10 protein-coding genes and 1 pseudogene are annotated in these 11,716 nt (G+C 72.7%); 3 read left to right on the top strand and 8 right to left on the bottom strand.

Translation table 11 applies throughout. From position 1 onward, the window contains the following. Positions 1 to 1,264, bottom strand: a 1,264-nt coding sequence (locus C1I93_RS22610) for an MFS transporter (protein WP_258378329.1), incomplete at its 3' end; no start/stop codon positions are given. 32 nt (positions 1,265 to 1,296) lie between these two features. Further along, a complete protein-coding gene (locus C1I93_RS22605) occupies positions 1,297 to 1,611 on the bottom strand; it encodes an MGMT family protein (RefSeq protein WP_111245307.1) in 315 nt (104 codons plus the stop codon). A 13-nt stretch (positions 1,612 to 1,624) separates the two neighbouring features. Here C1I93_RS22605 and proB point away from each other — a divergent pair, with 13 nt between their 5' ends. The 3 genes from proB to C1I93_RS22590 all read left to right on the top strand — a co-directional run bounded on the left by proB (position 1,625) and on the right by C1I93_RS22590 (position 5,242). Continuing rightward, complete coding sequence (gene proB, locus C1I93_RS22600; RefSeq protein WP_111245304.1) at positions 1,625 to 2,809, top strand: glutamate 5-kinase; 1,185 nt, start codon at positions 1,625 to 1,627, stop codon at positions 2,807 to 2,809. 82 nt (positions 2,810 to 2,891) lie between these two features. Continuing rightward, entirely contained in the window at positions 2,892 to 4,133 is a 1,242-nt protein-coding gene (locus C1I93_RS22595; RefSeq protein WP_111245303.1) for a glutamate-5-semialdehyde dehydrogenase, read from the top strand. A 92-nt stretch (positions 4,134 to 4,225) separates the two neighbouring features. Beyond that, positions 4,226 to 5,242: a methyltransferase gene (locus tag C1I93_RS22590; RefSeq protein ID WP_111245302.1), complete on the top strand. Its 1,017-nt coding sequence runs from the start codon at positions 4,226 to 4,228 to the stop codon at positions 5,240 to 5,242. A gap of 12 nt (positions 5,243 to 5,254) precedes the next feature. On the opposite strand, the gene C1I93_RS22585 is transcribed toward C1I93_RS22590, so the two are convergent. The 6 genes and pseudogenes from C1I93_RS22585 to C1I93_RS22560 all read right to left on the bottom strand — a co-directional run. Further along, positions 5,255 to 6,076, bottom strand: coding sequence for a prenyltransferase/squalene oxidase repeat-containing protein (locus tag C1I93_RS22585; RefSeq protein WP_111245306.1), 822 nt, complete (start codon positions 6,074 to 6,076; stop codon positions 5,255 to 5,257). A gap of 186 nt (positions 6,077 to 6,262) precedes the next feature. After that, positions 6,263 to 7,486, bottom strand: coding sequence for an adenylyltransferase/sulfurtransferase MoeZ (gene moeZ, locus C1I93_RS22580; RefSeq protein WP_181445288.1), 1,224 nt, complete (start codon positions 7,484 to 7,486; stop codon positions 6,263 to 6,265). An 83-nt stretch (positions 7,487 to 7,569) separates the two neighbouring features. Next, complete coding sequence (locus tag C1I93_RS22575; protein WP_111245301.1) at positions 7,570 to 8,343, bottom strand: DUF3152 domain-containing protein; 774 nt, start codon at positions 8,341 to 8,343, stop codon at positions 7,570 to 7,572. A 63-nt stretch (positions 8,344 to 8,406) separates the two neighbouring features. After that, positions 8,407 to 9,267, bottom strand: a complete 861-nt coding sequence (locus C1I93_RS22570; protein WP_223256547.1) for a DUF3152 domain-containing protein — start codon at positions 9,265 to 9,267, stop codon at positions 8,407 to 8,409. A 68-nt stretch (positions 9,268 to 9,335) separates the two neighbouring features. After that, positions 9,336 to 10,310 carry an alpha/beta fold hydrolase gene (locus C1I93_RS22565; RefSeq protein WP_111245299.1) on the bottom strand — a complete coding sequence of 325 codons (975 nt, stop codon included), beginning with the start codon at positions 10,308 to 10,310 and terminating at the stop codon, positions 9,336 to 9,338. A gap of 45 nt (positions 10,311 to 10,355) precedes the next feature. Continuing rightward, positions 10,356 to 11,716: pseudogene (locus C1I93_RS22560) on the bottom strand (hypothetical protein); the annotation flags it as partial.

The raw sequence follows: 11,716 nt of genomic DNA, 5'->3' as shown, positions 1-11,716 counted from the left end.
GGGCGGGGAGGAGGGTGAAGCCTAGGAGGATGCCGAGGCGGGCGGTGTCGGACTGGGCGGCGGCGGTGCCGGTCGAGGAGGAGACGTAGCCGGTGATCGCGAGCACCAGGCCGTAGAGGCCGGGACCGAGGGCCAGGCCGAAGGTCTCGCCGGCCGTCCAGAGGCCGGTGAAGACGCCGGCCTGCCGTCGACCGGTGCGCGCGGTGTCGTACGCGATGCAGTCCGGAAGCATGGCCAGCGCGAAGACCTGCTGTCCGGCGTACCCGACACCGAGCACCGCGACGACCAGATAGACCACGGCGGCGGGCAGCACCGGCGCGGCGATCAGCGCCAGCCCACCGGCGGCCAGGATCAGCGACGCGGCCACCAGACCGGCGAGCTTGCCCAGCCGGGCACCCACCCGGGACCACAGTGGCATCACCACCAGGGCCGGGCCGACGAAGCAGACGAACAACAGGGTCGGGCCGGTCGTCGGATCCCGCAGGATCTGGTCGGCGAAGTACTGCACCCCGGCGAGGATCGTGGCCACCCCGGCGGACTGCACCACGAAGCAGAGCAGCAGCGCCCGGAACGGCCGGTTGCGGCCGGCGACGGCGAGTTGCGCGCGCAGGCTGGGCTCGCTCTCGCCGACCGCGCCCTGCGGGGCCGACCGGGTGCCGAGGAAGGCACCTACCGCACCCACCGCGATCAGCGCCGCGACGAACAGCCCCATCCAGCGATGCCCCGGCACGCCCCCGCCGGCCGCGTCGCGCACCAGCGGGGCCACCGCCCCGGCCACCAGGATGGCCAGCGCCAGCACCGCGATCCGCCAGGTCATCATCCGGGTACGTTCGGCGTAGCCGCTCGTCAACTCGGCGGGCATCGCCACGTACGGCACCTGGAAGAAGGCGAACGCGGTAGCGGTGGCCAGGAACGCGACAGCCACGTACGCCCCGGCGGCGGGTCCGGCGCCGAACGGCGCGGCGAAGATCGACCCGAACAGCACGGCCAGCGCCAGCCCGCCGAAGAGCAGGTACGGCCGGCGCGCGCCCCAGCGGGACCGGGTGCGGTCGGAGATCCGCCCGGCCACCGGGTTGACCAGCACGTCCCACGCCTTGGGCAGCAGCACCAGCAGGGCCGCCACCCCGGCGGCCACGCCCAGGGTGTCGGTGAGGTACGGCAGCAGCAACAACCCCGGCACGGTGCCGAACGCCCCGGTCGCCAGCGAGCCGAAGGCGTACCCGACGTGCACCCGGCGCGGCAACCCACCTGGTGCCACGGTCATGGTGCCGAATGCTACTCACGTTATGCCGTCGGTCACATCCCCTCGGTGGGCCACCAACTCGCCGCCCGCATGTCCACCCGGTCCTGGCGCAGCGGCGTGCCCTCGGCGAGCCAGCGTGCCCGCGCCTCGGCCACCAGCCCGGGCGGCATGCCGCCAGCGGCGTTGACCACCCGGTGCCAGGGCACACCGCCACCGTGCCGGGACATGATCGCCCCCACCAGCCGGGCGGAGGAGCGACCCGAACGCTCGGTCAACGCGTCGGCCACCGCGCCGTACGACATCACCCGGCCCGCGGGGATCCGGTCGACCAGTTCCAGCACCGCCTCGACGTACTCGTCAGGTGTCACAACCGGCCAGAGTATGGGAACGGCGGCGGGCGGCGCCGCGGCGACCACGCAGAATAGGCGGGTGCGTGAGGCAGTCACGACGGCCCGGCGGGTCGTCGTCAAGATCGGATCATCCTCGTTGACCACCGCCACCGGCGGGCTGGACGACGAGCGGCTCGACGCGCTCGTCGACGCGCTGGGCGCGCGTACCCCCGGCGACCTTTCGGGCAGCGAACGTCCAGGTGGTCGGGAGGTGGTGCTCGTCTCGTCCGGCGCGATCGCCGCGGGCCTGGCACCGCTCGGGTTGTCCCGGCGACCGCGTGACCTGGCCACCCAGCAGGCCGCCGCCAGCGTCGGGCAGGGCCTGCTGATCGGACGGTACGCTGCGGCTTTCGCCCGGCACGGCCGTACCGTCGGCCAGGTGCTGCTCACCGTCGACGACGTGACCCGCCGCGCGCACTACCGCAACGCGTACCGCACCTTGCGCAAGCTGCTCGACCTGGGGGCGGTGCCGATCGTCAACGAGAACGACACGGTCGCCACCGAGGAGATCCGGTTCGGCGACAACGACCGGCTGGCCGCGCTGGTGGCCGCGCTTGTCGACGCCGACCTGCTGGTTCTTCTCTCTGACGTCGACGCGCTCTGGACCGGTGACCCCGCGCGCCCCGGCTCCCGCCGCATCGCCGAGGTACGCGACGAGACCGACCTGGCCGGCGTCGACATCGGCGGCAGTGGCCGCTCCGGCGTCGGCACCGGCGGCATGGTGACAAAGGTCGAGGCGGCCCGGATCGCCACCGGCTTCGGCATTCCGGTGGTGCTCACCTCCGCCGCCCAGGCGGTCGCGGCGCTGGGCGGCGAGCCGGTCGGCACCTACTTCCACCCCAGTCCGCGTCGCCCGGCCGCCCGGCTGTTCTGGCTCGCCCACGCCACCTCCCCCCGGGGGCGGTTGCACCTCGACCCGGGGGCGGTCGCCGCCGTGGTGGGTCGACGCAAGTCGCTGCTGCCGGCCGGGATCACCGCCGTCGACGGGGCGTTCACCGCCGGCGACCCGGTCGATCTGGTCGACACCTCCGGCGCACCGGTGGCCCGAGGGCTTGTCAACTACGACGCGATCGAGCTGCCGGGCCTGCTGGGCCGCTCGACGAGCGACCTTGCCGCGGCGCTCGGCCCGGCGTACGAACGAGAGGTCGTCCACCGTGATGACCTGGTGCTGCTGTGAGCCGGGTGGAAGTGTTAGCAGGGGGCCCCTCCTATACACGAGGCGTTAACAGGGGGCCCTTCCTTACTCGAAGGAGCTTGGGATGAGCGTGAGCGAGCAGGCCCGTCGGGCGCGTACGGCGGCGGAGGTGTTGGCCGTGGCGACGCGTACCGCGAAGGATGCCGCGCTGCACGCGATGGCCGACGCGCTGGTGGCGCGTACCCCGGAGATCCTGGCCGGCAATCAGGCGGACCTGGCGGCCGGGCGCGATGCCGGACTGAGCGCGGCCGTGCTGGACCGGCTCGCCCTCGACGAGGGGCGGGTGGTCGGCATCGCCGACGCGCTGCGCCAGATGGCCGCGCTGCCCGACCCGGTGGGCGAGGTGGTCCGCGGCTCGACCCTGCCCAACGGGCTGGAGCTACGGCAGATCCGGGTGCCGTTCGGCGTGGTCGGCATCATCTACGAGGGTCGGCCGAACGTGACAGTGGACGCCGCCGGCATCTGCCTGAAGTCCGGCAACGCGGCGCTGCTGCGCGGTTCGTCGTCGGCCGCGCACTCCAACGCGGCGCTGGTGGCGGTGCTGCGGGACGCGATCGTCGGTGCCGGCCTGCCGGCCGACGCGGTGCAGCTGCTCGACGCCAGCTCCCGCGACTCGGTGAAGGAGCTGATGCGGGCCCGGGGCCTGGTCGACGTGCTGATCCCGCGCGGCGGCGCGTCGCTGATCCGGACCGTGGTCGAGGAGTCGACGGTGCCGGTGATCGAGACCGGGGTGGGCAACTGCCACGTCTACGTGGACGCCGCCGCCGACCTGTCGATGGCCCTGTCCATCACCCTGAACGCCAAGACCCAGCGGCTCTCCACCTGCAACACCGCCGAGTCGCTGCTGGTGCACGCCGCGGTCGCCGACGAGTTCCTGCCCGCGATGCTGGCCGCCTTCGCCGAGGCCGGGGTGACCGTGCACGGCGCGCCCGAGGTGGCCCGGTTCTCCGACGCGGTGGTCCAGGCCACCGAGGAGGACTTCGCCACCGAATACCTCTCGGCGGACATCTCGGTCGCCGTCGTCGACTCGCTCGACGCGGCAGTCGCGCACATCCGGCGGTACGGCAGCGGCCACACCGAGGCGATCGTCACCGACTCGCAGGCGGCGGCCCGGGAGTTCGTGGCCCGGGTGGACTCGGCGGCGGTGATGGTGAACGCCTCGACCCGGTTCACCGACGGCGGCGAGTTCGGCTTCGGGGCCGAGATCGGCATCTCCACCCAGAAGCTGCACGCCCGCGGCCCGATGGGCCTGCCCGAGCTGACCAGCACCAAGTACGTGGTCACCGGCAACGGGCACCTCCGCTAGCCGCCGCCGGCACTCGTGGCGGGCCGGCCAGGAGCACGGTCCGCCACCGGTCGGGGCTACCCGACACCACGGGGAAATGATCAAATGCATCTATGATCACCCCCACTCCCCTCATGCAGATCGTTACCGGTTACTGGGCCTTCAAGACGCTCGCTGCCGCAGTCGACCTCGACCTGTTCGGCCGGCTCGCCGGTGGGCGGGTGGTCACCCGGCAGCAGGCCGAGAAGGAGTTCGGTCTACCGGAGCGGCCGGCGGATCTGCTGCTCGCCGCGTGCGCCTCACTCGGCCTGCTGGAACGGGCCGGCGAGGGTTACCGCAACACCGCCCTGGCCGAGGAGTTCCTCGTCCCCGGCCGGCCGCACTACTTCGGCGGCCAGGTGCGCTACAGCGACGAGCGCACCTACCTGCCCTGGCACCGCATCGGTGAGGCGCTGCGCACCGACCGGCCACTGACCTGGGACCCGGACACCCAGGAATCGCTGTTCACCACCGCCGACCCGAGCATGCTCGCGCTGTTCTGGGAGGCGATGTACTCGACGTCCAGCTTCACCGCCCGCGCCCTCGGCGAGGCGTACGACTTCGGCGCGCACCGCCGGCTACTGGACGTCGGCGGCGGGGCCGGTGCCTTCCCGATCGAGCTGTGCCGGCGCTATCCGAAACTGCGGGCAACCGTCTTCGACCTGCCGCACGTCCGGGCCAAGGCGGAGGAGAAGATCGTCGCGGCCGGGCTGACCGACCGGATCGGTACGGCCGGCGGAAACTTCCTCACCGACCCGGCGCTGCCGGACGGCCACGACGTGGTGCTGCTCAGCATGATCCTGCACGACTGGAACGAGGCACAGAACCGCTCGATCCTGGCCCGCTGCCACGCCGCACTCCCCTCCGGCGGGGCGATCGTGATCTCCGAGCTGCTGCTCAACGACGAGCGGACCGGCCCGCCGGCCGCCGCGCTGATGGGGATGAACATGCTGGTCGAAACGGAGGGCGGGAAGAACTACTCGGCCGCCGAGTACACCGCCTGGCTCACCGACGCCGGCTTCACCGACGTCCGGACCATCAGCTTCGACGCACCCGGAGCCAACGGCGCGCTGGTGGCGCGCCGGCCCTGACCTCCCCGCTTCCTACCGGAAGGCGCGGATCGCCGCCAAGGTGGCGTGCACGTCGAACTGATGGCCGTCTTCGCTGGTCCAGCCGCCATCGGTGCGCTGCGTCTCGGTCAGCCGGCGGCGGGCCGCCACAAGCGTCCACTCCTGCTCGTCCACGCCTACCCGGCGCAGCGTCGAGGCCAGCCACGCGGCGTCCGCCGGTGCCGCCTGCGGGAGCCGCTCGGCGAGCACCGCCTTGATCCGCGCCGACTCGTAGAACATCTGCTGCCGATGCAGCACCGCCGCGCTCAGCCATCCGGCGGCCAGGAAGGACGGCCAACTGCCGTCGGGACGTAGCTGGGCGGCGAGCGCCTGGCCGGCGGCCTGCACCACCCCGGCGTACGCCCCACCGACCCGGTGGTCGAGCGGACCGGCGGCGCGGGCGTCCAGCCCGGCCACGGTGAGCCAGAACGCGGCGTTGGCCGTCAGGTACAGCCGCGCCTCGGGGTTGCCCGGGCGGGCCCATTCGGGGGCGGTGTCGGCGAGCGCCGCGTCCTCTTCCCAGCAGCCGTCGCGCTGCTGGGCGGCGGCCAGCCAGTCCAGCGCCCGGCGGGCGGCCGGACGCCCCAACGCGCCGAGATCGTCCAGCTCGGTGAGACGGAAGCAGGTCGCGTCGACGGAGGCCACCTCGTCGCCCCAGCTCGCCGGCCAGCCGCCGCCGAGGGTCTGGCCGACCTCCGCGCTGTCGAGCACCTCGGGGGTCGGTGGGGTGCCGGTGCGCAACCAGGAGAGGCGGGCACGTTCCACCGTGTCACCGTGCGCCACCACGAACCCGATCGCGGCATCGATGTCGACCACGGCGGTCACGCTACCGGCGCAAACGTGATTCCGCCTCGGAGAATCGGGTGGGCGGACCGACCCGACGGCGGGGTTGAGCAGGGCCGCCGTGACTGCGTGCGCGGCCGAGACGCACGGTTCTGGCTACTGGTGTTAATAGGGGGCCCCTCCTCTACACGAGGCGTTAAGAAGGGCCCCCTCCTTGCATCAGTACGTGGGGAGGGTGGGGTCGATCTGCTTGATCCAGGAGAGCACGCCGCCCTGGACGTGCACGGCGTCGCGGAAGCCGGCGGCCTTCAGCGCGGCGAGCGCCTCGGCGGAGCGTACGCCGGACTTGCAGTGCAGCACTACCTGCTTGTCCTGCGGCAGCTTGGACAGCGCCTCACCGGAGAGGATCTCGCCCTTGGGGATCAGCGTCGCGCCGGGGATCCGGACGATCTCGTACTCGGCGGGCTCCCGCACGTCGACCAGGAAGATGTCCTTGCCGGCGTCCTGCCACTCCTTCAGCTCGGCCGCGGTGATGGTGGCGTCGACCGTCGCCTCCTGGGCCTCGACCGAAACCGCACCGCAGAAGTCCTCGTAGTCCTCCATCAGGTCGGTCAGGGTGGCGTTCTCGCCGCAGAGCACGCAGTTCGGGTCCTTGCGAACCTTGATCTTGCGGTAGCTCATCTCCAGGGCGTCGTAGACCATCAGCCGGCCGACCAGCGGCTCACCGATGCCGGCGAGCAGCTTGATCGCCTCGTTGACCTGGATCGAACCGATCGAGGCGCAGAGCACACCGAGCACGCCGCCCTCGGCGCAGGAGGGGACCATGCCGGGCGGCGGGGGCTCCGGGTAGAGGCAGCGGTAGCAGGGGCCGTGCTCGGCCCAGAACACCGACGCCTGGCCGTCGAAGCGGTAGATCGACCCCCAGACGTACGGCTTGCCGAGCAGCACCGCCGCGTCGTTGACCATGTAGCGGGTGGCGAAGTTGTCGGTGCCGTCGACGATCAGGTCGTACTGGGCGAAGATCTCGCGGACGTTCTCCCGGTCCAGCGCGGTGTTGTGGATCTCGACGTTGACCAGCGGGTTGATCTCACGGATGCTGGCCGCGGCCGACTCGGCCTTGGACCGGCCGACGTCGGAGACGCCGTGGATGACCTGGCGCTGGAGGTTGGACTCGTCGACGGTGTCGAAGTCGATGATGCCGAGGGTGCCGACCCCGGCAGCGGCCAGGTACAGCAGGGCGGGGGAACCGAGACCACCCGCACCGACACAGAGCACCCGGGCGTTCTTCAGCCGCTTCTGCCCGGTCACCCCGACGTCGGGAATGATCAGGTGGCGTGAGTAGCGGCGGATCTCGTCAACGGTCAGCTCGGCGGCGGGTTCGACGAGCGGGGGCAGCGACACGGTGAACTCCCCGGGGATCGGTGTGGCGGGCAACCGCGCCATTGTCGCTCGCCGAGGCACCCATCGACCATGAGCAGGGACACGTCGCCCGCCATGCGGGAGCGGGAATAACGCCAGGCGCGTGCTCAGGGCACGACGTCGCCGGCGTAGCGGTGGCCGTCGAGGAAGGGCCAGGCATTCGGTACGCAGCCCGCCAGGCCGTACGTCTGCTGCTGCATCACCGGTGCCGGCCGGCCAGGGCCGGGGCACGCCTCATGGCCCTCCCCGAACTCGTGGCCGACCTCGTGGTTGATCACGTACGCCCGGTACACCGCGAGTGGTGCGCCGTAGTCCGGCACCGCCTCCGACCAGCGCGCCAGATTGATGATCACCTGCCCGGGCAGCCGGCAGGAGGTGTAGCCCTCGGTACGCAGACCACCCTCGGCGCACATCGCCGTCGAGGTGAGCGGGGTGGCCAGGTACACGGTGAAGTCCGCCGCGTCCGCCTCGGCGACCCGCTGCACCCGCAGTTCACCCGAACCGATCCAGCTCCGCGGATCGGCGAGCACCGCGTCGACCTCGGCCGCGAACTCGGCCGGCTCCGGCCCGGCACCCTGCTCGACGGCGACCCGGTACCGGGCGACCGGCCCGGCCACACCCCGTACCGGGGTGCCCTCGTCGACCGTCAGGAAACTGCCGGTGCCGCTGCTCGGGTAGGCGCTGGGCGCGGCCGGCTGTTCGGCGACCCTCCCCTTGGGCCCGACCCGGGTGGCCTCCGGCTCCCGTCCGGCGACCCGATCTCCGGTGCGTACCAGTGACACGGTGGTGACGGCCGCGAGCACCAGCACCAGGGTCAGCACCGAGCGGCGCCACCGCAACCGGTCCACCGGCGGCAACCGGTGACGGGGTGAAGCGGGCATGAGCCCATCATCGCACCTCAATCAGGCGGATCTCCGCAGATCGGGCGATCGGGGCAGGTCGCCTCAGAGCGGAGGTCCCGCGTACCGCCGGCCATCACGGTACGGCCAGGGGTTCGGGACACAGCCGTCGAGAAAGAGGGTTTGCTGCATCATCACCGGCGCCTGTTTGCCCTTGCCCGGGCAGCGCTCGTGCCCGTTACCCAACTCGTGCCCGACCTCGTGGTTCACCACGTACGTGCGGTAGACCGTCAACGGCACCTTCGCCTTGACGTAGTGCGGCACCGACAGCCGCCACCGCTCCAGATTTATGATCACCTTTCCCGGGGCGCGGCAGGAGGTGTACGGCCGTCCGTCGACCCGGATGTTCACGAACCCTTCGGCGCACATCCGGGCCGCCGTCTCGGGCGTGGCGAGGTAGACCGTGAAGTCGTACCGGGACACGTCGCCGACCTGCCGCAACCGCAACCGTCCGCTGTCCACCCAACTACCCGGACCGGCCAGTGCCTCCCGCACCGCGAGCGCGAACTCGTCCGCCTCCTCGCCCGAACCGACCTCCACCGCGACGCGGTAGCGCTTCGTCTCACCGCCGGCGCCCAGCACCGGGCCGGTGCGGTCGTCGATCTCGAAGCGGCCCCGCCCGGCCGACGGCACCGGACCGGGCTCCCGCAGCACCGGCGACGGGCTGGCCGAAGGCGATGGGCTGGCCGAGGGCGACGGCGCCAGCAGCGGCGGCGGCACGACGAGCATCGCCTGGGTCGCCGACGGGTCAGGCACGCCGGCACCAGCCATGCCGGGCAGCCATCCGGCCCCACCGGCGACCAGGGTCACCGCCGCACCGACCGCCGCCAGCACTCCTACCGTCCGGGCCGTGACCCCGGCGCGCCGCCGGGGCGTCCGGCCGGCTGTGCCACTCCCACCCGCCACCGTTGGACTCGTCGGACGGACATGCCGGCCGGGCTGCCGGCGATGGCTACGGGGAAGCGACACTCGGCTCATCCTGCCAGGTCGGTCCGGTGAGCACCGTCCCCCGTCTCGGTGAGCAAACCGACCACGGCCCGGGCCACCAGGCGCGGCACCTCCAACTGCGCCACGTGACCGACGCCGTCCAGCATCAACAGGCGGCTGTCCGGGATCACCCGTGCGGTTTGCGGTGCCACCCGTACGTCGACCAGCCGGTCCTGCCGGCCACCGACGACAAGCGTGGGCGCCCGCACGGTGGCCGCCATCCGCCACAGCGATTCCGAACCCGGCAGGTACGACCGCAAAAAGCTGGAGACCAGGCCGCGGAACGTCCGGACGTAGGCCGCGGCGTAGTGCTCGGCCTCGTAGCGCACCCGGATCTCCTCCAGCGCCTCCCGCCGGCGTTGGTCGCTGATCCGGGTGAGGTCGGCCACACACGCCTCCATCGCCTGCTGGGCCATCACCTCCGGCGCCAGTTGGGCCAGCCGCCAGGCGGCGAGTCGTTCGCCCCGGGGGATCGCCAGCAGGGGCAGCATCCGGCCCTGCAACGACCGGCGGAAGTCGAGGAACGGCAGGGCCGGTGAGACCAGGGTCAACGTCCGCACCAGGTCCGGCCGCAGGGCCGCCACCCGCACCGAGATCGCCCCGCCCAGCGAGTTGCCGAACAGGTGCACCGGCCCCCGGTCGGAGTGCTCGATCCAACGGATCACCCGCTGCGCGAAGACCGGCACGGTGTAGCGCTGGCCCGGCTCGCTGCGGCCGAATCCCGGCAGGTCGATCGCCTGGCCGTCCAACCGGTCAGCGAGCAGACCGGCCAGGTCGGTCCAGTTCTGCGACGAGCCACCCAGGCCGTGCACGTAGAGCGCTGGTTCCGCGTCGGGTCTCGTGGCCGGGGTCTCCCGGACGTAGGTGAGCAGGCCGTCGAGGCGTACCTCGCGGCCCGGCCACGGCGGCGGAACCGAGTGGGCAGGCAGCAGTCGGTCCGGTAGAAGGGTGGCAGGCTTCACCGGTCCAGTCTGCCTGGATCGCGGCTCGATCCGCCGGGCACCGACTCAGGCCAGCAACGCCTCCAGCCGCCGGTTCACCGCGGCCAGGGTGGCACGCACCACTGCCTGCCGAGGGTCACCGGCCACGAGAGCGGAACCGGCGATTTGCTCGACCCAGCCGTCGCAGACCAGCAGCACCACGACGGTGGCCACCTCGCAGTTGCCGAAGGGCACCACGGCGGCGTGTTCCACGAAGCAGCGGCCCCGGTCCGCGATGGCGGCGGTGCCGCGCAGCAACTCGTCGATAGCGGCGGCGGCGGCCACCGCGCAGAGCCGCAGCACGTACCCGTCCACGGCGGGGCCGGTGGCGTAACCGGCCGCGTTCTGTTCACCGGCGATCAGCCGGACCTCGACGGTGGCGTCGAGCCCGAAGGTGCTCACCTGGACGTGGTCGAGCACCACCCGGGGGCCGGGCGCACCGCCGGTGTTCAGCGGCCGCGACGGCGCTGACTCCGTGGTGGTCAGCTGCCCACCGGAGTAGGAGGCGGCGAGGGTGGCCGGGTTGCCCGGCGACCCCGTCTCCTCGGCGACCGCCCGACCCCGGGGCGCGGGCGGCGTCGGACGTCGCCGCCTCGATGTCTCCGGCGTTTCGGTCCGGGCGGCGATGGCCTCGGCCCGAGCCCCTGCCGGTCGATTCGCCGGACGCCGGGCCTCACCGGCGGACCGGGTGTCGCCGTCGGCGCCGCGGTTCTCGCCGGTCCGCCGGCGCACCGGCGGGACGGGCGTACCCGACATGCCGCTCGGCGCGGCGGCCAGCCCCATCCGTTCCTGGAGCAGGCGGGCGACGTGCCGGCTCACCTCGGCCGCGTCGGCCCCGTCGGCCAGGTCGAGACGCAGGCTGTGGGCACCAGCAGGGGTACGACGCAGGGACGCGTCGTGCACCCCCGCGACACCCCGTACGGCGGCGAGGATCGCGTTGACGTCGAAGCCCTCGGGCCGGTCCTGCAACGGCGCGGACTCGTCGTCACGGCGCAGGTGGGTGGCGATCCGGGCGAGTTCCGGAGTTTCGGCGGGTGGGTCCACGGCAGGCGGCTCCGGCACGACGGGCACGTCCGGCTCGGCGGGGACGCGCTGCGGCAACAGCGCCGCCGGGCTCTCCGGCGGGCGGTCGCCGGAGGGTTCCGGTTCAGGCGCGGATCGACGTGCCGCATAGGGGGCAGCGTTTGACGGACCGGGCGCGGGCGGATCCGCGGCGGGCGGGGCAGGTGCCGGCTCGTCCGGGACCGGACGAAGCCGGAACGGCCGGTACGCCGACAGTTCGGAGACCGAGCGTTGCGGCTCCGCAACCGGCAACGCCGAGCCCGGCTCAGGCGGGGCGTCCCAGGCCGGGGGCGTACTGGCCGGGGGCGCACTCGACGGTGGGGCGC

Origin of the sequence: Micromonospora endophytica, from assembly GCF_003236305.1 — a bacterium.
Lineage (GTDB): Bacteria > Actinomycetota > Actinomycetes > Mycobacteriales > Micromonosporaceae > Micromonospora > Micromonospora endophytica.
This window is presented reverse-complemented; position numbering and strand designations above follow the sequence as displayed.

Bases quoted from the DNA above. Each gene is read 5' to 3' on its own strand.
- proB (WP_111245304.1), top strand. From the start codon at position 1,625: ATGGGAACGGCGGCGGGCGGCGCCGCGGCGACCACGCAGAATAGGCGG.
- C1I93_RS22595 (WP_111245303.1), top strand. From the start codon at position 2,892: ATGAGCGTGAGCGAGCAGGCCCGTCGGGCGCGTACGGCGGCGGAGGTG.
- C1I93_RS22590 (WP_111245302.1), top strand. From the start codon at position 4,226: ATGATCACCCCCACTCCCCTCATGCAGATCGTTACCGGTTACTGGGCC.
- C1I93_RS22575 (WP_111245301.1), bottom strand. From the start codon at position 8,343: ATGCCCGCTTCACCCCGTCACCGGTTGCCGCCGGTGGACCGGTTGCGG.
- moeZ (WP_181445288.1), bottom strand. From the start codon at position 7,486: ATGGCGCGGTTGCCCGCCACACCGATCCCCGGGGAGTTCACCGTGTCG.